At 69.6% G+C, this 23960-nt stretch carries 27 protein-coding genes; 17 read left to right on the top strand and 10 right to left on the bottom strand.

What is annotated here, in order from left to right:
- Positions 1 to 12 precede the first annotated feature (12 nt).
- Positions 13 to 816, top strand: a complete 804-nt coding sequence (gene proC / locus ACGFI6_RS21090) for a pyrroline-5-carboxylate reductase (RefSeq protein WP_393120894.1) — start codon at positions 13 to 15, stop codon at positions 814 to 816.
- Positions 817 to 890: 74 nt separating this feature from the next.
- Positions 891 to 1469, top strand: coding sequence for a hypothetical protein (locus ACGFI6_RS21085; RefSeq protein ID WP_393120892.1), 579 nt, complete (start codon positions 891 to 893; stop codon positions 1467 to 1469).
- Positions 1470 to 1488: 19 nt separating this feature from the next.
- Here the strand turns inward: ACGFI6_RS21085 and ACGFI6_RS21080 are convergent, their stop codons facing one another.
- Entirely contained in the window at positions 1489 to 1920 is a 432-nt protein-coding gene (locus tag ACGFI6_RS21080) for a PPOX class F420-dependent oxidoreductase (RefSeq protein ID WP_393120890.1), read from the bottom strand.
- 50 nt (positions 1921 to 1970) lie between these two features.
- Between ACGFI6_RS21080 and ACGFI6_RS21075 the strand changes: the two genes are divergently transcribed.
- Both ACGFI6_RS21075 and ACGFI6_RS21070 read left to right on the top strand, forming a co-directional pair.
- Positions 1971 to 2327, top strand: coding sequence for a winged helix-turn-helix transcriptional regulator (locus ACGFI6_RS21075; RefSeq protein WP_393120888.1), 357 nt, complete (start codon positions 1971 to 1973; stop codon positions 2325 to 2327).
- Between the two features lie 60 nt (positions 2328 to 2387).
- Positions 2388 to 3290 carry a TIGR03560 family F420-dependent LLM class oxidoreductase gene (locus ACGFI6_RS21070; protein WP_393120886.1) on the top strand — a complete coding sequence of 301 codons (903 nt, stop codon included), beginning with the start codon at positions 2388 to 2390 and terminating at the stop codon, positions 3288 to 3290.
- On the opposite strand, the gene ACGFI6_RS21065 is transcribed toward ACGFI6_RS21070, so the two are convergent.
- The 4 genes from ACGFI6_RS21065 to ACGFI6_RS21050 all read right to left on the bottom strand — a co-directional run bounded on the left by ACGFI6_RS21065 (position 3276) and on the right by ACGFI6_RS21050 (position 6713).
- A complete protein-coding gene (locus ACGFI6_RS21065) occupies positions 3276 to 4022 on the bottom strand; it encodes an endonuclease/exonuclease/phosphatase family protein (RefSeq protein WP_393120884.1) in 747 nt (248 codons plus the stop codon). The genes ACGFI6_RS21070 and ACGFI6_RS21065 overlap by 15 nt on opposite strands.
- Positions 4019 to 4987 carry a tryptophan--tRNA ligase gene (gene trpS / locus ACGFI6_RS21060; RefSeq protein ID WP_393120882.1) on the bottom strand — a complete coding sequence of 323 codons (969 nt, stop codon included), beginning with the start codon at positions 4985 to 4987 and terminating at the stop codon, positions 4019 to 4021. The genes ACGFI6_RS21065 and trpS overlap by 4 nt, the downstream gene beginning before the upstream one ends.
- A 156-nt stretch (positions 4988 to 5143) precedes the next feature.
- A complete protein-coding gene (locus ACGFI6_RS21055; RefSeq protein WP_393120880.1) occupies positions 5144 to 5938 on the bottom strand; it encodes a hypothetical protein in 795 nt (264 codons plus the stop codon).
- Between the two features lie 232 nt (positions 5939 to 6170).
- Complete coding sequence (locus ACGFI6_RS21050; protein ID WP_393120878.1) at positions 6171 to 6713, bottom strand: TetR family transcriptional regulator; 543 nt, start codon at positions 6711 to 6713, stop codon at positions 6171 to 6173.
- Between the two features lie 87 nt (positions 6714 to 6800).
- On the opposite strand from ACGFI6_RS21050, the gene ACGFI6_RS21045 reads away from it, so the two are divergent.
- The 3 genes from ACGFI6_RS21045 (at position 6801) to ACGFI6_RS21035 (ending at position 8654) form a co-directional block, all read left to right on the top strand.
- A complete protein-coding gene (locus ACGFI6_RS21045) occupies positions 6801 to 7112 on the top strand; it encodes a hypothetical protein (RefSeq protein WP_393120876.1) in 312 nt (103 codons plus the stop codon).
- A 17-nt stretch (positions 7113 to 7129) separates the two neighbouring features.
- The gene (locus ACGFI6_RS21040) at positions 7130 to 8305 is read left to right on the top strand and encodes an acetoin utilization protein AcuC (protein ID WP_393120874.1); all 1176 of its coding nucleotides are present in this window, start codon (positions 7130 to 7132) and stop codon (positions 8303 to 8305) included.
- A 133-nt stretch (positions 8306 to 8438) separates the two neighbouring features.
- A complete protein-coding gene (locus tag ACGFI6_RS21035) occupies positions 8439 to 8654 on the top strand; it encodes a helix-turn-helix domain-containing protein (RefSeq protein ID WP_012923942.1) in 216 nt (71 codons plus the stop codon).
- A gap of 62 nt (positions 8655 to 8716) precedes the next feature.
- Here the strand turns inward: ACGFI6_RS21035 and ACGFI6_RS21030 are convergent, their stop codons facing one another.
- Positions 8717 to 9577: an alpha/beta fold hydrolase gene (locus ACGFI6_RS21030; RefSeq protein ID WP_393120872.1), complete on the bottom strand. Its 861-nt coding sequence runs from the start codon at positions 9575 to 9577 to the stop codon at positions 8717 to 8719.
- A 54-nt stretch (positions 9578 to 9631) separates the two neighbouring features.
- Between ACGFI6_RS21030 and ACGFI6_RS21025 the strand changes: the two genes are divergently transcribed.
- Entirely contained in the window at positions 9632 to 11401 is a 1770-nt protein-coding gene (locus tag ACGFI6_RS21025; RefSeq protein ID WP_393120870.1) for a BTAD domain-containing putative transcriptional regulator, read from the top strand.
- Between the two features lie 15 nt (positions 11402 to 11416).
- Here ACGFI6_RS21025 and ACGFI6_RS21020 read toward each other — a convergent pair whose 3' ends face one another.
- Both ACGFI6_RS21020 and ACGFI6_RS21015 read right to left on the bottom strand, forming a co-directional pair.
- Positions 11417 to 11632, bottom strand: a complete 216-nt coding sequence (locus ACGFI6_RS21020; RefSeq protein WP_393120869.1) for a hypothetical protein — start codon at positions 11630 to 11632, stop codon at positions 11417 to 11419.
- Positions 11633 to 11738: 106 nt separating this feature from the next.
- Complete coding sequence (locus ACGFI6_RS21015; protein ID WP_393120868.1) at positions 11739 to 12407, bottom strand: class I SAM-dependent methyltransferase; 669 nt, start codon at positions 12405 to 12407, stop codon at positions 11739 to 11741.
- Positions 12408 to 12517: 110 nt separating this feature from the next.
- Between ACGFI6_RS21015 and ACGFI6_RS21010 the strand changes: the two genes are divergently transcribed.
- From ACGFI6_RS21010 to ACGFI6_RS21000, 3 genes are read left to right on the top strand one after another with little or no spacing between them, the layout of a single operon-like run.
- Positions 12518 to 12619, top strand: a complete 102-nt coding sequence (locus ACGFI6_RS21010) for a 30S ribosomal protein bS22 (RefSeq protein WP_008356322.1) — start codon at positions 12518 to 12520, stop codon at positions 12617 to 12619.
- Positions 12620 to 12671: 52 nt separating this feature from the next.
- The gene (locus ACGFI6_RS21005) at positions 12672 to 13664 is read left to right on the top strand and encodes an NAD-dependent epimerase/dehydratase family protein (protein WP_393121283.1); all 993 of its coding nucleotides are present in this window, start codon (positions 12672 to 12674) and stop codon (positions 13662 to 13664) included.
- On the top strand, positions 13657 to 14790 hold the full coding sequence (locus ACGFI6_RS21000) for a lysophospholipid acyltransferase family protein (protein WP_393120864.1): 1134 nt from the start codon (positions 13657 to 13659) through the stop codon (positions 14788 to 14790). The genes ACGFI6_RS21005 and ACGFI6_RS21000 overlap by 8 nt, the downstream gene beginning before the upstream one ends.
- Positions 14791 to 15168: 378 nt before the next feature.
- Here the strand turns inward: ACGFI6_RS21000 and ACGFI6_RS20995 are convergent, their stop codons facing one another.
- A complete protein-coding gene (locus ACGFI6_RS20995) occupies positions 15169 to 16398 on the bottom strand; it encodes a DUF5667 domain-containing protein (protein WP_393120862.1) in 1230 nt (409 codons plus the stop codon).
- Positions 16399 to 16504: 106 nt separating this feature from the next.
- Complete coding sequence (locus tag ACGFI6_RS20990) at positions 16505 to 17077, bottom strand: sigma-70 family RNA polymerase sigma factor (protein WP_393120860.1); 573 nt, start codon at positions 17075 to 17077, stop codon at positions 16505 to 16507.
- Positions 17078 to 17440: 363 nt separating this feature from the next.
- Between ACGFI6_RS20990 and ACGFI6_RS20985 the strand changes: the two genes are divergently transcribed.
- The 6 genes from ACGFI6_RS20985 (at position 17441) to ACGFI6_RS20960 (ending at position 23959) form a co-directional block, all read left to right on the top strand.
- Positions 17441 to 18889: a class I adenylate-forming enzyme family protein gene (locus tag ACGFI6_RS20985; RefSeq protein WP_393120859.1), complete on the top strand. Its 1449-nt coding sequence runs from the start codon at positions 17441 to 17443 to the stop codon at positions 18887 to 18889.
- Complete coding sequence (locus tag ACGFI6_RS20980; protein WP_393120857.1) at positions 18886 to 19122, top strand: glutaredoxin family protein; 237 nt, start codon at positions 18886 to 18888, stop codon at positions 19120 to 19122. The genes ACGFI6_RS20985 and ACGFI6_RS20980 overlap by 4 nt, the downstream gene beginning before the upstream one ends.
- A gap of 100 nt (positions 19123 to 19222) precedes the next feature.
- The gene (locus ACGFI6_RS20975) at positions 19223 to 19978 is read left to right on the top strand and encodes a redox-sensing transcriptional repressor Rex (RefSeq protein WP_393120855.1); all 756 of its coding nucleotides are present in this window, start codon (positions 19223 to 19225) and stop codon (positions 19976 to 19978) included.
- Positions 19975 to 21297, top strand: coding sequence for a glutamyl-tRNA reductase (locus tag ACGFI6_RS20970; protein ID WP_393120853.1), 1323 nt, complete (start codon positions 19975 to 19977; stop codon positions 21295 to 21297). The genes ACGFI6_RS20975 and ACGFI6_RS20970 overlap by 4 nt, the downstream gene beginning before the upstream one ends.
- Positions 21294 to 22178, top strand: a complete 885-nt coding sequence (gene hemC / locus ACGFI6_RS20965; protein WP_393120851.1) for a hydroxymethylbilane synthase — start codon at positions 21294 to 21296, stop codon at positions 22176 to 22178. The genes ACGFI6_RS20970 and hemC overlap by 4 nt, the downstream gene beginning before the upstream one ends.
- A 137-nt stretch (positions 22179 to 22315) precedes the next feature.
- Entirely contained in the window at positions 22316 to 23959 is a 1644-nt protein-coding gene (locus ACGFI6_RS20960) for a uroporphyrinogen-III synthase (protein ID WP_393120849.1), read from the top strand.
- The last annotated feature ends 1 nt before the right edge of the window (position 23960 follow it).

Raw genomic sequence — 23960 nt, 5'->3', positions numbered from 1 at the left:
TAACCTGTTGCCATGAGTGCAAAGGTGGCCGTCCTCGGGGCGGGTGTGATGGGGGAGACGTTGTTGTCCGGGCTGATTCGGGCCGGATGGCGACCGGAGGACCTCCTGATCACCGAGCGCCGGGAGGAGCGCGCCGCCGAGCTACGCGAGCGGTACGGCGTCGACGTCGTGTCCAATCTGGACGCGGCGAAGCGGGCGGACACGCTCGTCCTGGTGGTGAAGCCGCAGGACATGCCGGACCTGCTCGCCGAGATCGCGCCGGCGATCGAGCCGACCCAGACCGTCGTCTCGCTCGCGGCCGGCATCACGACGGGTTTCGTCGAGTCCCGGCTGCCCGACGGTGTCGCGGTCGTCCGCGTGATGCCGAACACGCCCGCCCTGGTGGACGAGGGCATGGCCGCGATCTCCCGTGGGTCGCACTGCGACGAGAGCCATCTCGAGCTGGCCGAGCGCCTGCTTGCCGCGACCGGTCGCGTGGTGCGCGTACCGGAGAAGCAGCAGGATGCGGTGACCGCGATCTCCGGCTCCGGCCCGGCGTACATCTTCTTCGTGGTCGAGTCGATGATCGAGGCCGGTGTGCACATGGGCCTGCCGCGCAGTACGGCGACCGATCTCGTCGTCCAGACCGTGGTCGGTTCGGCGAAGCTGCTCCGCGAGACCGGCGAGCACCCGACCGTACTGCGCGAACGCGTCACGTCTCCCGGCGGTACGACTGCGGCCGCAGTGCGGGAGCTCGAGGACCACAAGGTCCGCGCGGCGTTCCTGTCCGCGATCGAAGCTGCCCGCAACCGGTCGCGCGATCTGGCCGCCGAATAACACCTGTCCCTCAGGTGGCGTTAAGGTAAGCCCCGCCGAGGTTTCCTGCCATGTTCGAGGGATTGAGTCCGCCCATGGGTAATGGTTCGGTCGAACCGATCACCACGCCTGCGCTGGATGAAGAAGTGCAGCAAGCGGTGCCCCAGCTGCCGTGGCGCGTGCCGCTGGATCCGGCGCCGTGGTGGGCCTGGGCGCTGTTCCTGCTGCCGTTCGTCGTCGTCCCCGCGCTGAATTCGTGGCTCTGGATGGGCGCCCGCGACATGCTCGCGGTCGGTCTGCTGACCATCATCGGCGCGTCCGTGGTCCGGGTCGCCGGCGGTGTCGTGCTGTACCGCGTCGAGCTGTTCCAGACCGGTCTGAAGGCCCGTACCAGCCTGCTGGTCCGCAGCCTCGCCTGGCAGGACGTCGGCAAGATCGAGGCCGGCGACGACAACGTGGTACTCACCCGCGGCCCCGACGAGCACGAGATCAACGGCATCCCGAAGGACCGGACGGCCGAGGTCGCCACGGTGATGGAGGCGCTCCGCGAGCAGTCGCTGACCACCGAGGTCCGCCGGCACCGCCCGCGCCCCGGCCTCGGCGCCGCCCTCGTGCTGCTCTACGTCGTACTCTCCGTCGGCGCCTTCCTGCTCCGCTGGCACATCGTCATCTGAGTCAGCTGGGTCATCTGAATCAGCTGACGACCCACGGGCCCTCTCCGGCCAGGCGGTCGACGACCACCCGGACGACGGTCGCGCCGGCATAAACCTGTTCGTTTCCGAACGGGAATTCGTCCTGGCCCAGGTACTTCTGACTCAGCTGGTCCATCAACGTCTTGTACTGCGGCGCTCCGGGGCCGTCGAGCTTCGCCGTCCCGCGGACGACCAGGTACTGCGTGAGTCCGCGCGGACTGATCCTGTCGTCCTGGACGACCAGCGTGATGCGCGGATCGCGGCGCAGGTTCCGGGTCTTGCGGTGCTTCTCCTCGACGCCGATCAGCAGGTCGTCGCCGTCCCGCCCGACCCAGACCAGCGCGGCCTGCGGCGACCCGTCCGGGTCGATCGTGATCATCGTGACGTCCTTGGGCTCGTCGAGGAGCCGGTGGGTGCTCTCGGGAAGGTTCATGCAGCAGACGCTAGACAGCGCCGTGGGAACCTCTGAGTACCCTGACATCTGTGTACGGAGTGGAACCCGGCGATGTCTTCCTGGCCGACTGCCCGGCCCGGCTCGCGGTCGAGGTCATCGCGGACAAGTGGGCAGTCGTGGTGTTGTGGGGGCTGAACGACCACGCCCGCCGGCACTCGGAGCTGATCGACCTGATCGGTGGCATCTCGAAGAAGGTGCTCACCCAGACGCTCCGCCGCCTCCAGGCCAACGGACTCGTCACCCGCACCGACCACGGCGGCGTCCCGCCCCGCGTCGAGTACGACCTGACCGACCTCGGTCGCACCCTGATGGTCCCCATCCGCCTGCTCACAGAATGGGCAGAACAAAACGGAGACGCGGTTCTGGCAGCCCAAGAGGCAGGATGACCACCCCCCGCCGTCCACTACCCGTTCTTCGGTACACCGAGGCGAACGTAGGGTCAGCGCATGGACTTTTCTTTGTGGCCTGCGGCCTCGCGGAACTGGCAGGGCGTGCTCGACGGTGCGGAGTACGCGGAGCGCACCGGATGGCACGGGGTGTGGGTAGCTGACCATTTCATGCAGAACGGCGACGACCTGACCGTTCCGGTGAACGAGTGCCTGGCGTTGATCGCCGGGATCGCCGCCCGGACCGAGCGGGTGCGCGTCGGCTCGATGGTGCTCGGCAACACGTACCGGCATCCGGCCGTGGTGGCGAACGCGGCGGCGACCATCGACCAGCTCGCGAACGGCCGGTTCGTGCTCGGCGTCGGCGCCGGCTGGCAGGTCAACGAGCACGAGGTGTACGGCATCGAGCTGCCGCCGGTCGGTCCGCGTCTCAGGCGCTTCGAGGAAGCGTGTCAGGTGATCAAGAGCCTGCTCACCCAGGACCGTACGTCCTTCGACGGCAAGTACTACCAGCTGCAGGACGCACCGTGCGAGCCGAAGCCGGCGCACCTGCCGATCCTGATCGGCGCGTCCGGCGAAAAGGTTGCCCTGGGCATCGTCGCGAAGTACGCCGACGAGTGGAACCACTGGGGCCGCCCGGAGCTGGCGGTGCAGAAGGGCGAGGTGTTCGCCCAGCACTGTGAGCGGGTGGGACGTGATCCGAAGAGTGTGCGACGGTCGACCCAAGCGTTCTTCGAGGTCCTCGTACCCGGAGACACCGAGGCTGCCGAGCGCAAGGAGCAGCTGGAGAGCCGTGGGGCGCATGTCGTGATGGGGTCCGCGGAGGAGGTGCTCGACGTGGTCGCGCAGTACCCCGCGGCAGGGATCGACGAGCTGCTGGTTCCGGACTCGTTCCTCGGCGACGGCAACCGCCGCTTCGACGCCCTCGAGCGCCTCCGCGAAGAAGTACTAGCCAAGCTCTAGCGACGCTACGACGGGCCAGTGGTCGCTGGGGACTCGTCCGTCCGGACGGAAATGTGAGACGGCCGCGTCGGCCACGGTCCACTCCTTGGTGACGAGGATGTGGTCGATGCGGTCGTCGTCGACGGCGCCGGTGAAGTTGTGCCAGCTGCCGCCCTCGGAGAGCGGTACGGCAAGCCGGAGCCCCGCGTCGACCAGCGTCTTGACCGGCGGGGAGTCGGGCGTCGCGTTCAGATCACCCATCACGATCCACGGCACCGAGCCGCCGACCCAGCGCGCGATCAGCCGCGACGACTGCAGTTGGGCGACCTCACCGGCGTGGTCGTAGTGCGTGTTGATGACGCCGACCGTCGAGCCGTTGCGGTGCCGCAACCAGACCAGCGTCGCGATCCGGGTCAGGTCGGCGTCCCAGCCGATCGAGCCCGGCGTCCCCGGGTCGTCGGACAGCCAGCGGGTCTCGTGCCGCTCGACCCGCCAGTCGCCGGGCCGGACCAGGACGGCGGCGTGCTCACCGGCACTCATCCCGTCGTCCCGGCCGGCGCCGACGATCTCGTACTTGCCGAACCGCCAGCGCAGGTACTCGAGCTGGTCGGGCAGCACCTCCTGCAGCCCGACCACGTCCGCGTCCAGCTGTTCGATCGCCGCCACCGTCGCGTTCCGCCGGACCGGCCAGGCGTTGTCGCCGTCCGGAGCGGACGAATTGCGGATGTTGAAGGAAGCGGCGCGGATCTTCATGGAGCAGATCCTGCCAAACCCATCGCGCGGGTCGCCGCCTGGAGTCGGGGAGTGCTCGCCTCCAGCGCCCGGTCCCGGCCGTGCGCGAGCATCTGGTCGATCGCCCCCGGGTCGGTCGTGAGCCGCGCGTACTCCTTCTGCAGCGGCTCGATGATGGCCAGTACGGCGTCCGCGACGTCCTGCTTCAGCGCGCCGTACGAGGCGTACGAGGTCGCCAGTTCGGCCGGATCGCCGGCGGTGCAGGCGGCCAGGATCTCCAGCAGATTGGTGATGCCCGGCTTGTTCACCTCGTCGTGGCGGACCTCGTTCCCGGAGTCCGTGACGGCCCGCATGATCTGCCGGCGGATCACGTCCGGCGGGTCCAGCAGCCGGATCGTACCGACCGCGTCGTCCGCGTCCGACTTGCTCATCTTCGCGGTCGGGTTCTGCAGGTCCTTGACCCGCGTCGCCAGCGCCGCCTTGTTCAGCCGCGGGACGACGAACGTCTCGCCGTACTCACGGTTGAACCGGAGCGCGACGTCCCGGGCCAGCTCGACGTGCTGGTCCTGGTCGCCGCCGACCGGTACCCGCTCCGCCCCGTACAGCAGGATGTCCGCGGCCATCAGGCACGGGTACGTGAACAGCGAGGCCCGCGTCATCGGGCGGCCCTTGCCCTTCTCCTTGTACTGGATCATCCGGGACAGTTCCCCGACGTACGACGTGCACTCGAGCAGGTAGGCGAGCTGCGCATGGGTCGGTACGTCGGACTGGACGAAGACCGTGCCTTCGGGGACGCCCGCCGCGAGCATCAGCGTCGCGAACTCACGGGTCAGCGTGGCGAGTCTTCGGGGGTCGTGCTTGGTCGTCATCGCGTGCAGGTTCGCGACGAAGTAGAACCCGTCGGGGTCGGTGAACCGGCGCAGGGCGCCGAGGTGGTTGCCGAGCGTCAGCCGGCCGGACGGGGTGATGCCGGAAAGCGAGGTCATGATCGTGCCCTTCAGTGGTTGAGAGGCCCCACCGAGGGCAAACAAAAAGGCCGCCTCGGTGAGGCGGCCGTGGTGGCTGCGTGCGAACACGCGCTGGGATGGACCGCCCTAGGCGGCCCACCACAGCTGCAAGTTTGTGTTCACACTCGCAGCATATCAGCGCTGCGTGAGGGATTGCACGATCAGCTCGTTGCGGGCGTCCTGGCCCAACGGCACGGTCGGATGCACGCCGTCGCGCAGGTAGTTGAGCAGCCGGTACGGCTTGACCCAGAGCCACTCGGCCCAGCGGATGATCCGCAGGTTCGGGTACTTCTCCTGGGCGTCGTAGAGCTGCATGTTCAGCCACGAGCTGTTGCGCTGGTCGGCGAGCTGGATCGGCGCGGTTACCGCCTTGCGGACCACCTGGATGTCGACCCAGTACAGGATCCGGTTCTGGCCGACGATGCTGACCGCGCGGGCGACCTGGGCGGCGAACTTCGGCGGGTCGAAGATGTCGTTCGAGCCGCTCGCCATCAGGATCCGCCTCGGCAGGCCGTACGCCGACGCGCACTGCTGGAGCGCGTCGACTGCGCCGGACGTCGGGCGGCTGGACCAGTTGTGCACGGCCATCTGGCTGCCGTCGCGGCCGAGCAGCCGGGTCGCGAGCGCCTTGCCGTCCTGGACCGAGATGCTGTCGCCGAACATGTAGACGCCGTTGGTCTCCCGGGTGCGCTGGAACTGCGCGGCCGTGGAGATGGCGCGGGCCGTGTTCGTCCAGGAGCCGCCGACGCCGGAACCGTACGGCCCGGTGGTCGACGATGCGCTGGTGGTGAACTCGGCCGACTCCACTGACTCCACTGACTCCACCGATCCCGCCGCGGTCGTGCTCGCGGATGCGGTCTGGCCGGAGGTGGCGACCGTGACGGCTGCGGCTGCGCCGACCGTGAAGATCTGCCGCCGGTTGGGTTTCATTTGCCTCACGGAAGAACTGTGGGGCCGGAGCGAGCTACTCGCAAGTCCGATCTCACTGTCCGCAGTCGGATCGCGGCGGAATCAGGCTAGTTCCTCCGGATTTTCTGCAGCAAGCTGCAAAATCTGTAACGCTTTGCAGTCCGTCACCGATGAATCGACTGTTGGACCACGGACGGGCCGGCGCGACCCGGGAGGGGTGTCGCGCCGCCCGTCGTACGCCCTCCCGTTGTCATCAGCCGGTCACCAGCTCCTCGATCAACGGGCCGGCGATCGCCATCAGCTCCTCGGGAGCGGCGTCCAGGCCGTCAAGCTTGACCAGATGCCGCGAGACCACCAGACCGAGGGTCAGCGCGCCGATCACACCGGACCGCGCCAGCGCGTCGTCGCCGGACAATTGGTCCGCCACCTGCCGCTGCTGCGCGGTCATCGCCTTGCGGACCTCGTCGGCCGCCTCCGGGTGGCTGAACATCGCCCGCAACGCGGCCAGCGCCGCCGCCGGCTCCTCGGCCAGCTTCGCGCTCAACGCGGCGGTCAACTGCTCCGCGATCTCCGCCGGCGAGCCCTCGATCGCGCCGTCCGCCGGGATCGCGGCCGCCTGCGCGAACAACTGCTCCTTCGAACCGAAGTACCGCATCACCAGCCCCGCGTCGCTGCTCGCCCGCGTCGCGACCATCCGCACCGTCGTCCGGTCGAACCCGTACTCACCGAACAGCTCCCGCGCCGCCCGCAGGATCCGCTCCTCGGTCCGCCTACGCTGCTCTGCCCTCGTCGTCACGCCCTTCAGTCTACGCATGTTGACTCACCGAGTCCCGACCGCTTACGGTTTCAGTCAACATGTGTAGGCTGAAATCGAGGAGCAGAGATGATCCACGCGATCGCGCTGGCCCTCCTGGCCGGACTGATGGGGCTCAACGGCGTCCCACACTTCGTCACCGGCATCACCGGCCGCGAGTTCCCGAACCTGACCGGCAACTCGGCCACCAACAACGCCGTCGGCGGTCTGGCGGCCTTCGCGATCGCCGGGGCGCTGCTCACCCTCGCCCAGGTCTCGACGCATCCGTGGGCCGCGTTGATCGCCGGCACGTTCGGCGCCGTTCTGATGACCGTCTTCCACGCCCGCCGCGGCGCGTACTGGCTGAGCGCCAGGTTCGGCAGACCGCTTCCGCACGCCTGAAGGCTAAGGTCGAGTGCATGAGTGGTGAGGCGTTGCTGGTGTTCGATGACGGGCTGACGGCGTACGACTTCGGGCGTGGGCACCCGATGAGTCCGATCCGGGTCGAGCTGACGATGAAGCTCGCCGGCGAGCTCGGTGTCCTCGAGCAGCTCAAGGTCGTGCCTGCGCCGACCGCCGACGACGCGCTGCTCGAGACCGTACACACCGCCGAGTACGTCGCCGCGGTGAAGCGTGCGGGCGAGCATCCCGACGACGCCGACCCGATCCACGGCCTCGGTACGTCGGACACGTACTGCTTCCCGCGCATGCACGAGGTCTCCGCGCAGATCGCCGGCGCCTCCGTCGAGGCGGCCCGCGCGGTCTGGGAGGGCGACGTACTGCACGCCGCGAACATCGCCGGCGGCCTGCACCACGCGATGCCCAACCAGGCCAGCGGTTTCTGCGTGTACAACGACCCTGCGATCGCGATCCAGTGGCTGCTGGACCACGGTGCCGAGCGGGTCGCGTACGTCGACGTGGACGTGCACCACGGCGACGGCGTACAGACCGTGTTCTACAACGACCCGCGGGTGCTGACCGTCAGCCTGCACGAGTCGCCGACCACGCTCTTCCCGGGCACGGGCAGCGCCGGTGAGACGGGTGGTCCGGACGCGGAGGGTACGGCGGTCAACGTCGCGCTCCCGCCCGGGACCGGGGATGCGGGCTGGCTGCGCGCGTTCCACGCCGTCGTACCGGAGGTGGTCAAGGCGTTCCGCCCACAGGTGCTGGTCACGCAGCACGGGTGCGACTCGCACGTCGAGGATCCGCTCGCGCACCTGACGAAGACCATCGACGGCCAGCGGGCGGCGTACCTCGCGCTGCACGATCTTGCGCACGAGCTGACCGAGGGGAAGTGGGTCGCGACCGGTGGCGGCGGGTACGCGATCGTCGACGTCGTGCCGCGGGCGTGGACGCATCTACTCGCGATCGTCGCCGGGCACCCGATCGACCCCGCGACGCCGGTGCCGGAGGCCTGGCGGGAGGCGGTCCAGATGCGGTTCGGCCGGGTTGCGCCGGTCCGCATGACCGACGGCCGCGACGCGTCGTACACCGACTGGTCGAGCGGCTACAACCCCGGCACCTGGCTCGACCGCGCCATCAAGGCCACCCGCGACGCCAGCTTCCCGCTCCTGGGCCTCGATCCGTCCTACTAGCCGGGGGCTGAGTGAGTCACACGAGTCCCCCTCTTTCCCATTCGTACCAACAGCCACTACTCTCATGACATGCGCGGACGTAGGTGCCGGAGGGGAAGCCGGCGCACGATCCGTGCTGGAAGTGCGGTGCGCAATGGCATCAAAGAAGTCCGGTGGTGAGCAGCCGCTCGCCGAGGTGAAGTTCCTGACCGTGGCGGAGGTCGCCACGGCCATGCGCGTGTCCAAGATGACGGTGTACCGCCTGGTGCACTCCGGTGAGCTGCCCGCGGTGCGGGTGGGTCGTTCGTTCCGGGTCTCCGAGGATGCCGTGCACGACTACCTCAAAGGCGCCTTTTTCCAGGCCGGATAACAACGAGAGTCGAAGGGGCCGGATCCACGACGGATCCGGCCCCTTCGCCATCCCACCCGCGCTCAGCGGGTGAGGAGCGCACGGATGGCGCTGCTGATCTCGGCCGGGGACTCTTCGGCCATGAAGTGCCCCGCGGTGGTGGTGCTGTGGTCCAGGTCGGTCGCCCAGGCCTTCCACCGGGCGGCCGCGTCGAAGCCGAGCGCCGTACCCCAGTCCTGCTGGATGACGCTGACCGGCATCCGGAGTTTGTTGCCCGCGGCAAGATCTTCCGCGTCGTCCGTGACGTCGACGGTGGCCGAGGCCCGATAGTCCGCGACGATCGACGGCACCGCGGCCCGCGAGGCGTCCAGATACGCAGCCCGTACGTCGGGCGGAATCGCGGCCGGATCATTCGCCCACAGGTCCAGGAAGTACCCGAAGAACTCGTCCGAACTCGCCGCGATCATCCGCTCCGCAAGCCCCGGTGGTTGCGCCATCAGGTACAGGTGGAACCCGACCGCGGCGCTCGTCCCGTGCATGACGTCCCACATGTCGAGCGTCGGCAGTACGTCCAGACACATCAAATGCGTGACCGCGTCCGGATGATCCAGCCCCGCGCGAAACGCGACCAACGCCCCACGATCGTGCCCCACCAGCGCGAACCGCTCGTACCCGAACTCGCCCGCCACCGCCACCACATCGGCCGCCATCACCCGCTTCGAGTAACCCTCCACCGGTTTGTCACTCGCCCCGTACCCCCGCAAATCCGGACAGATCACGGTGTACTCCGAAGCCAACTCCCGCGCCACCACCCGCCACATCAAATGCGTCTCCGGAAACCCATGCAGCAAGACCACCGCCGGCCCGGAACCTCCCGCCGCAACGTTGAGTTGGACGCCGTCCGCGCCCGCGATCCGCCGATACTCGAAACCCTCGATCTCCATACCTGGCAGCGTCGCGGACCCGGATGAGCAGCTGATGAGCGCTACCGTGGGCGGGTGGAGTTCGGGGTGCTTGGGCCGGTGGTGGCTTGGGAGGGGGAGCCGGTTGAGTTGAAGGGGCCTCGGCATCGGGCGGTGCTTGCTCGGTTGCTGGTGGCGCGGGGGCGCGTGGTGCCGGCTCGGGTTCTCGTCGACGATCTGTGGGCGGCCCCGCCGGACGGAGCACTCAGTGCGCTGCGGACGTTCGTGGCCGCGTTGCGGCGGGCGATCGAACCGGACCGGGCGCCGCGGGCACCTGCTCAGCTGCTCGTCACATCCGGGCCCGGCTATGCGCTCAGGACCGATAATGTCGATGCACTGCGGTTCGAGACGACAGTCCAGGCTCAGCTGCCGCCGGAACGGTTGTTGCCGGAACTGCTGGCAGGGCTGGCGTTGTGGCGTGGGCCGGCGTACGCCGAGTTCGCGGACGAGGGATGGGCGCTGGCCGAGCGTTCCCGGCTGACCGAGTTGCGGCTGCGGGCGGTGGAGCGGGTCGGCGAGACGCGGCTGGCGTTAGGACGTACGGCCGAGGCGGTGCCTGACCTCGACGCGTACGTGACCGAGCACCCGTGGCGCGAGGACGCCTGGCGGCTGCTGGCGCTCGCGTTGTACCGCTGCGATCGTCAGGGCGATGCGCTCGCCGTACTGCGGCGCGCTCGAGAGACCCTGGTGAGCCAGCTCGGCATCGACCCCGGCCCCGCGCTCACGCAGCTCGAACGCGACATCCTCAACCAGGCAACGCATCTCGCGCCGTCCGGCAGCGTCTGGGAGGAGACCACCGCCGCGTACGACCGTGCGGTCGGCGGCACCCGGGCGCGGATCGAATCCACGGTCGGCCTGCTGCGCAATCTCGCCGTCACCGGAGGCGGCGGGCTGGAGGCTGCGCGCCGGCACCGGCTAGCGGCGATCACCGCAGCGGAGGAGCTCGGCGACCCGGACCTCACGGCGCGAGTGATCGGCGCGTACGACGTACCGGCGATCTGGACCCGTTCCGACGACGAGGTCCGGGCCGCCGCGATCGTTGCGGCCGCTGAACGGGTACTGCCGACACAGGACCACCCGAGCATCCGCGCCCGTCTGCTCGCCACGATCGCCGTCGAGTCCCGGGGCTCCCGTGAACCCCGGGCCCGCGAGGCAGCGCTCGAAGCGGAGCAACTCGCCCGCGGTCTCGACGACCCGGCGCTGCTGGCGTTCACGCTGAACGGCGTCTTCATGCAGACCTGCTACCGCGCCGGTCTGGCGGCCGAACGGGACTCGATCGGAGCCGAGCTCGTCACGCTCGCGCAGCGCCACAACCTCTTTACCTATGAGGTTCTCGGCCATTTGATCCGTCTGCAGTCGGCCTGCGCACGAGCGGACCACACCGCCTCCGACGAACACGCCGCTGCTGCCGACGCCCTCGCCGCCCGCCACGAACTACCGCTCGTCGCGGTCTTCACCCGGTGGTACGCCGCCCTGCGCGCCGACACCCCCGAGTCCTACCGTGCGGCAGCCGCCCTGCTAGACGGCGCCGGGATGCCCGGGCTGAGCGACGGCCTCCTCCCACTGGCCTTGACCGCACACGCCGTACGGCACGGCGAACCGGTCCCGGAGACGTACTCCCGCAGATCGCCGGCGCCGGGACTGCTGCTTGAGGCACAGTGGGCCCTGATCGCACACGCAGCCGGGCAACATGGTGATGCCGAACTGCTGGAGCAAGCGCAGCAAGCGCTCAGACCTGCCGCCGGCGAACACGCAGCCGGCAGCGGCCTGCTCACCCTGGGCCCGGTCTCCGACTACCTGAACTGACAACGCCGCTGAGAACTAGAGGTCGTCCGGCGAACCGGTCTCCGACTTCCGGTCCGCCTGCTGCCGCAGCTCGTAGTGCGAGGCGTGCGCAGTCGTCCGGTAGAACTCCTCGTACGCAGCGATCGCGCCCGCCACCCCCGAACCGCGCCCGGTGCGCTTGGCCCACCACGCAAACCAGGTAAGCCCCCCAAGCACCACTGCGAGGCCCGCGAGAAAGATGACGTACGCCATCCGGCCACGGTACCGCGCAGCCCCAGGCGGCTCTTCGCGATCGAGGGTGTAGGTCGCAGTGCTGCGACCGGCGGCCCGTCGTCGGACCCGTCAGCGGTGAGGCAACCTACGCCGGGCACGGCTTGCGGGCGCGGACTGCCAGTGCGTGCGGGATGTCCGGGCCGACGGGTTCCTCGAAGTGTTCGGTGACGAGGCCGCTCCGGATGAAGACGTTCAGGTAGTCGGCCAGCGTGAGGTGGTTCATTCCGATCCGCCGGCGGATTCCGTCCTCGCCCCACCAGGGCAGGTCGGTGTGCCAGCCGGTCTGGCGGTACGTCGCATGCACAGTCATGCGGCCGTCGTCCTCGGTCACGACGTGCGGCCCGTTGAAGCAGGGGTGCACGCCGTACGCGACCAGAACACCCCCGGGTCGCAGGATCCGCGCCGCCTCCCGCAGTACCGCGCCGAAGTCGTCCACGTCGGTCGAGATCCACATCGAGATTGCGGTGTCGAAGGACTCGTCGGCGAACGGCAGGGCGGTCGCGTCGCCGTGCAGGAGCGGGCCGTCGGTACGCAGCCGGGCGCGGCCGAGCTGGTCGACGGAGAAGTCGAGCCCGATCGGCGTACGTCCGCTCGCACGGATGGTGTCGAAGTTCCGGCCGGTGCCGCAGCCGATGTCCAGACAGGGTCCCGAACCGCGTCCGAGCAGCTCCAGCACCCCCGGCTGATGCTCCGGCGCACCGACCACGAACCGCTCGTCGTACCACTCCGCCAGACCGTCGTACCGAGCCCGCACACAGCCTCCCCAGGTAGGCCCCCAGTCTACTTCCGGAGCCTGCTTTAGGTCGGGGCATCAACCTGCGGGTAAGCTTTGCCGACGTTCTCTTTGAGTTTGGATGGTCCGACGTGGGTTCTGTAATCAAGAAGCGCCGTAAGCGGATGGCGAAGAAGAAGCACCGCAAGCTGCTGAAGAAGACGCGGGTCCAGCGCCGCAAGCTCGGCAAGTAGTAGTTTCTGCCGCGCCCGGTCCGGCTGGGGGTAGCTCGTGGCACAGGTGGTGATGGTGACCGGCGTCTCGCGAGACGCCGGTGCTCGCTGTGCCCGGAGACTGGCCGAGGACCCGGCGATCGGCACCGTGATCGGTGTTGACGTGGTGCCGCCGCGGGCGGAGCTCGGCAAGGTCCGGTTCGTCCGGGCCGACATTCGGAACCCGGTGATCGCCAAGGTGATCGCCGCCGAGGATGTGGACACGGTCGTTCACACCGGCGTCGTGGCCACCCCTGGCAGCGCCGGCGGCCGGTCGTCGATGAAGGAGATCAACGTCATCGGCACCATGCAGCTGCTCGCTGCGTGCCAGAAGGCGCCCGGCGTGGCCAAGCTGGTGGTGAAGTCCTCGACCACGGTGTACGGCGCCGGTCCGCGGGACCCGGCGATGTTCACCGAGGAGATGGCCCCGCGGGCGATCCATCACCACGGGCTGAGCAAGGACGCGGTCGAGGTCGAGGGGTACGTGCGGGGTTTCGCCCGGCGCCGCCCCGACGTCTGCGTCAGTACGCTCCGGATGGCGAACTGGATCGGCCCCAAGACCGACTCCCCGATCACCCGGTACTTCGGTCTCCCTGTCGTACCGACCGTCTTCGGGTACGACGCCCGCCTGCAGTTCCTGCACGAGGACGACGGCGTCGAGGCGATCCGGCGGGCGACCGTCGACGACCTCCCAGGGACGTTCAATCTCGCCGGTGACGGCGTGCTGTCGCTTTCGCAGGCGATCCGCCGGCTCGGCCGCCCGACGCTGCGGCTGCCGTCGTTCACCGCCTCGAGCACGGCCGCGGCCGTCCGGCGCGCCCGCCTCGCGGACTTCTCGCCGGACCAGATCACCTTCCTGACGTACGGGCGCGGCGTGGACACCACGCGGATGCGTACCGAGTTCGGGTTCGAGCCGACGTACACGACCGCCGAGGCGTTCGACGACTTCCGGCGGTCGCTCGGCACCGGTGCGATGTCGCGGGCCTCCGGGCTGCTGACCGCCGGGCTGGGAGCGCTGCGTGGCTGACGCCGAGGTCATCCCGATCGGCTCCGGCGGCCGACCGGGCCGGGGGAGCGGACACCGTACGACGCCCTCTGCCGCCGCGCGCGCCCTGGCAGGACCTGACGCCCGCAAGAAGCAGCGCCGCCGCCCGCGTGAAGCGGAGAAGGCGGACGAGCCACGTCCCACCACCGACCACAGCGCTGCCGCCGAGGGCGTACCCGACGTCGACGGGCCGGACTCTTCCGGACTGGATGTTGGTGGGCTGGGTGGGCTGGACTTTGGTCGGCTCGAGCGGGCTGTGCGGGATCTGTTCGGGGACGATGGCGAGCAGCGGGTCGCGCAGTGGCTGGCGTTCCTGCGCCGGCGGCTGACCGGGGAGTACGAGCTGGACGAGTTCGGGTACGACTCCGACCTCACCGACCAGGTACTGCTGCCGATGCTGCGCCCGATGGTGGAGAAGTGGTTCCGCGTCGAGGTCCGGGGGATCGAGAACATCCCGTCCGACGGCAGCGCGCTGATCGTCGCGAACCACTCCGGCACGATGCCGCTCGACGGGCTCGTCACCCAGGTCGTCGTCGCGGACCACACCGGCCGTCCGCTCCGTACGCTCGCGGCGGACCTGGTGTTCCAGACGCCGTTCGTCGGTGAGCTGTCCCGCAAGGGCGGCGCGACCCTGGCGAACAACGACGACGCCGAGCGGCTGCTCCGGCAGGGCAACCTGGTCGGCGTCTGGCCGGAGGGGTTCAAGGGCCTCGGCAAGCCGTTCGCCGAGCGGTACAAACTGCAGCGCTTCGGGCGCGGTGGGTTCGTCAGCGCCGCGATGCGCACCGGCGTACCGATCGTGCCGTGCTCGATCGTCGGCGCCGAGGAGATCTATCCGCTGGTCGGCAACATCGCCTCGCTGGCCCGGCTGCTCGGCGTCCCGTACATCCCGATCACGCCGTTCTTCCCGCTGCTCGGGCCGCTCGGCCTGATCCCGCTGCCGTCCAAGTGGCTGATCGAGTTCGGCGAGCCGATCCGTACCGACGACTTCGCCGACGGCGCCGCGGACGACCCGATGCTCGTCTTCAACGTCACCGACCAGGTCCGCGAAACCATCCAGCAAACCCTCTACACCCTCCTAATGCAACGCCGCAGCGTCTTCTTCTAACACCCCACATCCCACCCCGCGCCCCGGGCCCACCCGCGCCCCGGGCCCACCCGCGCCCCGGGCCCACCCGCGCGCCGTGCCCACGCGCGCTCCGCGCCCCACCCCGCGCCCCCCGCTCACCCGCGCCCTCTACTCGCACACGGATATCCGCTCCTGTTGTGGGTTCTCTGCTCTTTCACCAGTGGAGAACCCACAACAGCAATGGATATCCGCTCGTACGCCGAGGTGCCCAGGGGCGCCGCCGGGTGCGGCGGTGGATGGGGTGGGGTGGGGATGGCTGGGGTGGGGATGGCTGGGGTGGGGATGGCTGGGGTGGGGACGGCGCAGCCCCCGGCGCGAGGTTCCGGGCCGGGGGCTGGGTGGGGTGCGTTGTGCCTGCTACTTCCAGGGTGGAAGGAGGGTCTGGATCAGGCCCGGCAGGTTGATCAGTGGTGTGGTCGGGAACGGCCACGGCCACGACGGTGTGGCTGAGGGCAGTGAAGGCAGCACGGTGGGCGTCGTAGTCAGCGAGTTAGACGACGAAGGCCGGGGTGGTGTCTTCAGGGCGGTCGGGGGCGGAGCGGTGGACTCCTCCACGATCGTCGTGTTCGGCACCTTGGTCGGCGTCGCGCTCGGGTCGAGCGTGGTCGAGCCTGCCGGGGTGGGGACCGTCGTCGAGGCCTTCGGGCTGGTCGACGACGACGCCTTGACCGGGTTGCTCGACTCGGTGACGCCGGGGGTGGTGCGGTTCGGATGGTTGTTGTTGTTCGGGTTGGTGGTCGGCGTGCCGGCGGCCGGCTTCGGGCCGTCGCACTTCGGGCAGACGGCCGCGGTGTTGCCGGCCAGCTGCTCGATGGTGACCAGCGCCTCGACGCCGGACTTCAGCGACTCGGGCGGCAGTTTCGGCGCAAGGTCACCGAGAGCCTGGCGGGCGCTGGTGACGAAGGCCGAGATTGCCGTGATCGAGCTCTGGTCGCCGTTCTGCTGGTACGACGCCAGCAACCGGGACACGCCCTTGCGGGCCTGCACCGAGAAGTCGTCCAGCGTTGCGTTGATCGTGCTCACCGAGCCGCCGTTGGCGGCCAGCTCCTGCACTTCGGCCAGCCGGGTCTGCGCGTGCTCGAGGTCGCGCCGGCCGCGGGAGTCGTCGCCGACCCCCACATTGGTCGCCACGTTCTCGATGCTGCGCTTCATCCCGTACAAAGTGTCGCCGGGCATCGCCTGCTGGGCGGCGGCGGCAGAACCGATGCCACCTCCCAGCAGCACCAGCGCGGCTGTCGAGGCCACCAACCGGATCCTCCGGCCCTGGCGGCGGCGGATATCTGTCACGGACGCGCCAACGTCCTCGCTACCCGGCGGGTCGTCCGAGTCCTCCGGTGCGCTGTGCACCGTCAGTGAAGTCGCAGTGGTCGCCGACCGCGCCGCCGCCTGCTCCAGCAAGCGGTGCCGCAGTTCGGCACTGAACTCCGGTCGCGGTGCAACTGCGCCGGCGGTCCTCAGCCGTCCGGCCAGCTCCACAGCTTCCAGTAACTCGTGATCGTCGCCCAGTCGCGTGGAGTGACGGGGCCCGTGATCGACGGCGTGCGCGAATGCCTCCGCGCGCGCTCGAGCCCTGTGTAGGTCACTCATGAGTTCTCGTTCTCCTCAATGGCCAGTCGGGGTCACCGACAGGTCCTCATCAGGCAAACGAGGTAACTCCCTGACGGGTTACGAAAGACGTTCGTTGTCATCCGCCTCATCTCAAGTCCTTGGGGATAACCTTCGCCAAGTGCCGGACGGCCCTCAGTTGGAGTTGCTTGACGGCGCCTTCGGACTTCTCCAGCGCCTTGGCCGTCTCGGCGATCGACAGACCGGCGAAGAACCGCATCGTCAGGCAGTCGCGCTGCTCGTCGGGCAGGCCGGCGACCGCGTCCCGGAGGACCTCCGCGGTGGCCCTGGCCAGCACGTCGATCTCCGGGCCCTCGGTCTGCCGGTCGTGGGTCTCGATCTCGTCGGTGACCACCTCGAGCCGGACCCGGCCGGACTTGTAGTGGTCGGTGATCAGGTTCCGGGCGATCGTCACCAGCCAGGCTCCGAAGTCCCGGCCCTGCCAGCGGAACGAGTCGAGCGCGCGTAGCGCCCGGACGAACGTCTCGCTGGTCAGGTCCTCGGCGAGTGCCGACGACGACACCCGGGCGTAGATGTAGCGATAGACGGTGAGCGAGTACTCGTCGTACAGCTCACCGAAGGCACCGACGTCCCCTGCCTGGGCGCGATCGACGAGCTCTGCTCGTCGCATCCCGTCCGGGCTTGGCTCCGGCGTGGTCAAGTTGTCTCCCCGTTCGACTGACACGTCGTTCGACACATCCGCGAATGGCCTCAGTGACTGGATCAGCACACAGCGTTACTACATGAGCACGTGCTGTCAACAGGCTGGGGCGTGCCGCCTTCCGTCCGGTCCGATGGTCACGAATGCGCCAGCGGACTGCGCCCGGTGGTACGGAGCAGCCTGCTGTCGGGGTTTTGGTACATCGCGCATGAGGTTCCCCGCGCGGACGGGTTTCTGCAGTGTGAGGTTCAGCAGAGGCTCGACCGCGAAGTCACCTGTATATCGGTGGTTACGCTCCGCTGCAACCGTTCTGGGCAAGCCGTTTCGTCCCGGGGCGAATCCCGGCCGTGAAAGACTCCCCTGGTGAACGTGAATTTCGCGGACATCCTTCGTGACACAGCGCAACGTCATGGCGGGCGTCCCGCGCTGGTCGACGGGGATCGGCGGCTGACCTGGAGCGAGCTCGACCAGGCCGTCGACCGGACCGCGCAGGGGCTCGCCGCGGCCGGTCTGGTGCCGGGTTACCGGGTGCTGCTGCTGATTGCCAACAGCACCGACTTCGTCACGTCCTACCTGGGCATTCTCCGTGCCGGGCTGGTTGCCGTACCGCTCAATACCGGGCTCACCAAGCCCGAGCTGGCGACCGTCGCGGCGCACTCCGGAGCCCGCCTGGCGATCGTCGGCGCGGGCCTGGAGGCGCAGTTCGACGGCGTCCGGACGGTGGCTCCCGGCGAGCTCGAAGGTGACGCTCCGTTAGTTCCGCCGATCGATCCCGAGACCCTCGCGGTGCTCCTGTACACCTCCGGAACCAGTGGCGATCCGCGCGCCGCGATGCTCACCCATCGGGCCCTGATCGCCAATGTGCAGAACCTCTCACAGCTCGGCGAGGACCGGATGGGCCCCGAGGACGTGGTGCTCGGGGTGCTCCCGATGTTCCACGCCTTCGGCCTGAACGCAGTGCTCGGCTGGGCGGTCGCGACCGGCGCCGCGCTGGTCGTCGAGCAGCGGTTCGACCCCGCACAGACCCTGGAGCTCGTCGAGCGGTACGGGGTGACGCGCCTCCCGCTCGCCCCGCCGGCGCTGCACGCGCTGCTGACCCGGACCGATCTGCGGACCGCGCTGCAGCGTGTGAAGGTGGTCCTGACCGGCGCCTCCACGCTCGACCGTGCGCTCGCGGACCGCTTCGAGGAAGCCAGCGGGCTGCACGTCCACCAGGGGTACGGCCTCACCGAGGCGTCCCCGGGCGTCACCACCACCCTCGGCGAAACCCAGCCGAAGCCGGGATCGGTCGGCCGTGCGCTGCCGAACGTCGAGCTCCGGATCGCCGACGAGCAGGGCGAGGACGTCGAGGGCGACGACCCGGGCGAGATCCTGATCCGCGGCGGCAACCTGTTCTCCGGCTACTGGCCGGACGGCGTGGACGGGCCGAACGCGGACGGTTGGTACCGGACCGGTGACGTCGGGTTCCTGGATCCCGACGGCGACCTGTTCCTGGTCGACCGGCTGCGCGAACTCGTGATCGTGTCCGGGTTCAACGTCTTCCCGAGCGAGGTCGAGGACGTGCTGGTCGGTGCGCCGGGCGTCCGCGAGGCGGCGGTGATCGGCGTACCGTCCGAGGAGACCGGCGAGGCGGTGAAGGCGTTCGTGGTGCCGTTGCCGGACGCATCGGTCGACGTCGCAACGGTCCGGGAGTACGCCGAGAGCCGGCTGGCGCGGTTCAAGTGCCCGGTCGAGATCGAGGTCGTCGACCAGTTGCCGCACTCGGTTACCGGCAAGGTCGCCAAGGGCCGGCTGCGGGGAGGGGACCGATGAGTCGGGTCGTTATGTACGGGAAGCCGGGCTGTCATCTGTGTGACGACGCCCGCGAGGTCATCCGGGCGGTCTGCGCCGAGGCGGGCGTGGAGTGGACCGAGGTGGACATCACGCAGGACGACCGGTTGTTCACGCAGTACGGCGAACAGATCCCGGTCACCTTCGTGGACGGCAAGCAGCACGACTTCTGGCGAGTGGACCCCGCCCGACTGCGAAAGGCCCTGATGAGGTAGGGGTCACCTTCGCCGATTTTGTTCTCACGTTCACAAGCTCCTAGAGTAAGAGAGCCGCCGGCCGTCAGACCGCGGTGAACCAACCGCTCCCAGGAGAATTGTGACGCGTGCCAGCAGCCGTCGCCCCGGCCCGCCGACGAGAACCGAACGCGGCATCCCCGAGGCGACTGTCGCGCGCTTGCCGGTGTACCTGCGGGCCCTGACCGCGCTCTCCGACGGCGGGATCGCCACCGCCTCGAGCGAGGACCTGGCGACCGCCGCGGGCGTGAATTCGGCCAAGCTCCGCAAGGACCTGTCCTACCTGGGCTCGTACGGCACCCGCGGCGTCGGCTACGACGTGGAGTACCTGCGCTACCAGATCGCCCGCGAGATCGGCGTCACCCAGGACTGGGCAGTGGTCATCGTCGGGATCGGAAACCTCGGCCACGCGCTGGCGAACTACTCCGGCTTCGGCACCCGCGGCTTCCGGATCGTCGCCCTGCTGGACGCCGACCCGAACCTGGTCGGCGAGCGGATCGGCGACATGGAGGTCCGCGACTTCGCCCAGCTCGAGGAGATCGTCGAGACCGACCGGGTCTCGATCGGTGTCATCACCACCCCGGCCGGACCGGCCCAGGAGGTCTGCGACCGGCTGGTCGCCGCGGGTGTCACCAGCATCCTGAACTTCGCGCCGGTGGTGCTGTCCGTGCCCGACGGTGTCGACATCCGCAAGGTGGACCTCTCGATCGAGTTGCAGATCCTGGCGTACCACGAACAACGAAAGTCCGGAGAGGCGGCGCTCCCCCAGGTGCCCGAGCTACCAGCGATGAACGGCCTGACGGATCTTCCCAGTGTCGGAGGAGGTGTCGGGGCGTGAGCTACTTGGTCGTCGGCATCAGTCATCGTTCCGCTGCCATCGATGTTCTCGAGCGGGTCGCGCTGGACGCGGACGCGGCGACCAAGCTCGCCCTCGCGGTCCGGAACTCGCCGGCCGTCGCGGAGTCCGCGGTCGTTGCCACCTGCAACCGTACCGAGGTCTACGTGACCGTCGACCGGTTCCACGCCGGGATGGACGAGGTCACCGCGATCCTCTCCGACGTCACCGGCGTCCCGCTGCTGGACCTCGCCGAGCACCTCTACGTGCACTTCGAGGAGGGCGCGGTCGCGCACCTGTTCCAGGTCGCGGTCGGGCTGGACTCGATGATCGTCGGCGAGAGCCAGATCCTCGGTCAGCTCAAGGAGACGCTGCGCGCCGGCCAGGACAACGAGACCGTCGGTACGGACCTGAACGCCCTGCTGCAGCACGCGTTGCGGGTCGGCAAGCGGGCCCGCACCGAGACCGGCATCGACTCGGCCGGCCGCTCGGTGGTCTCCGCCGGGCTGGACGCGGTCGGCGGCTTCGCCGGTCGCCGGGCCCTGATCGTCGGCGCCGGTTCGATGGCCTCGCTGGCCGCGCAGACGCTGATGAACGGCGGCGCACAGAGCGTGACCGTTGCCAACCGCAACTACGACCGCGCGGTCGCGCTGACCGACCGGATCGGCGGTACGGCGATCCCGCTCGCGGACGTACCGGAGGCGCTGAAGTCCGCGGACCTGCTCGTGTCCTGCACCGGCGCCCGCGGCGTCGTCATCACCGAACAGATGCTCCGCGACGCGGCCGACGGCCGGCCGGTCGGCGTTCTCGACGTCGCGCTGCCGCGGGATGTCGCCGCGGAGGCGGCCCGGGTCCCGGGCGTCACGCTGATCACCCTCGCCGACCTCGCCGGTACGGCGGGCGGCACCGAGGCCGACATCGACGAGGTGCGCCGGATCGTCGGCGAAGAGACCGGTGCATTCGAGGCAACTCGGCGGGCCGCGTCGGTGGCGCCGACCGTGGTCGCCCTGCGCGCCATGGCGAACTCGCTGGTGGACGCCGAGCTGGCCCGCCTCGAGCGCCGGCTGCCCGACCTCGGCGAGCACGAGCGGCACGAGGTCGAGCGCACCATCCATCGCGTCGTCGACAAGGTGCTGCACAACCCGACGGTCCGGGTGAAGGAGCTCGGCGGCGATCCGGGCGGCCCGACGTACGCCGACGCGCTGCGGCAGCTGTTCGCGCTCGACCAGTCGGCCGTCGACGCGGTCACCGCCGCGAAGGAACCGGACCAGACGAGCAAGACGCCGGCGGACGCCGTCCGGCAGACCGGAGGTCGTTCGTGATCAAGCTCGGTACCCGCCGTTCCAAGCTGGCGATGGCACAGTCCACCCTGGTCGCGGACGCGCTCCGGGAGCTCGGTCACGAGGTCGAGCTGGTCCCGATCTCCACCACCGGCGACGTGGACAAGGTCTCTCCGGTCGAGCAGATCGGTGGCACCGGCATCTACGTCAGTGCGCTGCGGGACGCGCTGCTGGGCGGCGAGATCGACATCGCCGTGCATTCGCTGAAGGACCTCCCGACCGCACCGGTCGACGGTCTGGTGATCGGCGCGATCCCGGTCCGCGAAGACCCGCGAGACGTACTCGTCGCCCGGGACGGGCTGACCCTCGGTGAGCTGCCGCGCGGCTCGGTGATCGGTACGGGTGCGCCGCGCCGGACGGCCCAACTCGACGCGCTCGGTCTCGGCATCGAATGCACCGGGATCCGCGGCAACGTGGACACCCGGATCGGCATGGTCACCGACGGCAAGGTCGACGCGGTGGTGCTGGCCCGCGCCGGGCTGGCCAGGTTGGGGCGGCTCGACGAGGTGACCGAGACGCTGGACCCGATCCAGATGCTGCCGTCGCCCGGACAGGCTGCGTTGGCGGTCGAGTGCCGTACGGACGACACCGACGTACTGATTGCGCTGGCTCCGCTGGAGGATCCGGCCACCCGCGCGGCGGTCACGGCGGAACGGCAACTGCTCGCCACTCTCGAAGCAGGGTGCACGGCTCCGGTCGGCGCGCTCGCCGAGGTGGTCGAAGGCGAGGACGGACCCGAGCTGTGGCTGCGCGGCGCGCTCGGCCAGGACGACGGCGTCCGGCGGCTCTCCGCGAACGGGCCGGTGGACGACCCGGTGGCGCTCGGCAAGGCGCTGGCGAACGAGTTGCTGGAGCGGACATGACAGCGGCACAGGGCACGAGCACGGCCCACAAGAAGGCGCACGAAAAGGCCCAGAACACGAGTCAGAACACGGCTCAGCAGACGGGCCGGCAGACGGCCCACAGGACGAGTACGAAAACGACGAGGGCGAAGGCAGACGTGAGCGCGAAGACAGCCGCAACCGCGGCACCGCAGAAGGCCGCGACCAGTACCGTCAAGCAGACCAAACCGCTCGGCCATGTCACGTTCGTCGGCGTCGGTCCTGGTGACCCGGCGCTGCTGACGCTGGCCGGCCGCGACGTCCTGGCCGGGGCCGACGCGGTCGTTGTCGAGGGCCCCGAACACGACGCGTTCCTGAGCTACTGCAGGCCGGGCGTCGAGGTCGTGGACGGTTCCGGCGCCGAGGGCAGCCGCGCGCTGCGGATCGCCGCCCGGGCCCGCCTGGTCGTGAAGACCGCCAAGTCCGCGGCGAACGTGGTGCGGCTGCTCAGCGGCGACCCGTTCACCTTCTCCAGCGGCGCCGAGGAGGCCGCCGCGTGCAAGAAGGCCGGGATCGGGTTCAACGTGGTCCCGGGCGTCAGCGAGGTGAGCGCGGTTCCGACGTACGCCGGGATCCCGCTGACGATGAAGGGCGACCGGGAGGTCACCGTCATCGATCTCGCCGAGAACAAGCTCGACCTGAGCCGCCTGCAGCCGAAGCAGACCCTCGTCCTGCTGAACGCTGTGGAGGCTTTGAAGGAGACTGTCGCGGCCCTCGTCGAGGCTGGTTTCGACACCGCCACTCCGGTCGCTGTAACTGTCGGCGGTACGACGACCTCGCAGGCCAGTGTGGTCGGCACGCTCGAGACGATCGTCGCCGACCTGCGGGCCGCGAAGCTGACCGGCGAGGCCGTGATCGTGGTCGGCGCGGTGGTCGAGCAGCGCGAGACGCTGTCCTGGTTCGAGACCAAGCCGCTGTTCGGCTGGCGGATCCTGGTTCCGCGGACCAAGGACCAGGCCGGCCCGCTGATGGATCGCCTGCGGCGCTACGGCGCGATGCCCGAGGAGGTCCCGACCATCTCGGTCGAGCCGCCGCGGAACCCGCAGCAGATGGACAAGGCGATCCGCGGCCTGGTCGAGGGGCGCTACGAGTGGGTCGCGTTCACCTCGGTCAACGCGGTGAAGGCGGTCCGGGAGAAGTTCGACGAGTACGGGCTGGACGCGCGGGCGTTCTCCGGGCTGAAGATCGCGGCGGTCGGCGACAAGACCGCCGAGGCGATCGGTGCCTGGGGCATCCGTCCGGACCTGGTGCCGTCCGGTGAGCAGTCCGCCGCCGGGCTGGTCGAGGACTGGCCGCCGTTCGACGAGGTGCTGGACCCGATCAACCGGGTCTTCCTGCCGCGCGCGGACATCGCCACCGAGACGCTCGTTGCCGGCCTCACCGATCTCGGGTGGGAGGTCGACGACGTGACGGCGTACCGGACCGTACGGGCCGCCCCGCCGCCCGCGCCGACCCGCGAGGCGATCAAGTCCGGCAAGTTCGACGCGGTCGTGTTCACCTCGTCGTCCACCGTACGGAACCTGGTCGGCATCGCCGGCAAGCCGCACGCGTCGACCGTGATCGCGGTGATCGGCCCGGCCACGCTGAAGACCGCCGAGGAGCACGGCCTGCGGGTCGACGCGATGGCGGAGTCGCCGTCTGCGGAGGAACTGGCCGACGCCCTGGCCCGGTTCGGTGCGGACCGGCGTGACACCATGGTGGAGGCCGGGGAGCCGGTCACCCGCCCGTCCGAACGTCGCTCGGGTTCTCGTCGGAAGAGTTGAT

Source organism: Kribbella sp. NPDC048928, from assembly GCF_043197975.1.
GTDB lineage: Bacteria > Actinomycetota > Actinomycetes > Propionibacteriales > Kribbellaceae > Kribbella.
The sequence above is the reverse complement of the archived record's forward strand: the minus strand, read 5'-3'. Positions and strand labels throughout refer to the sequence as shown.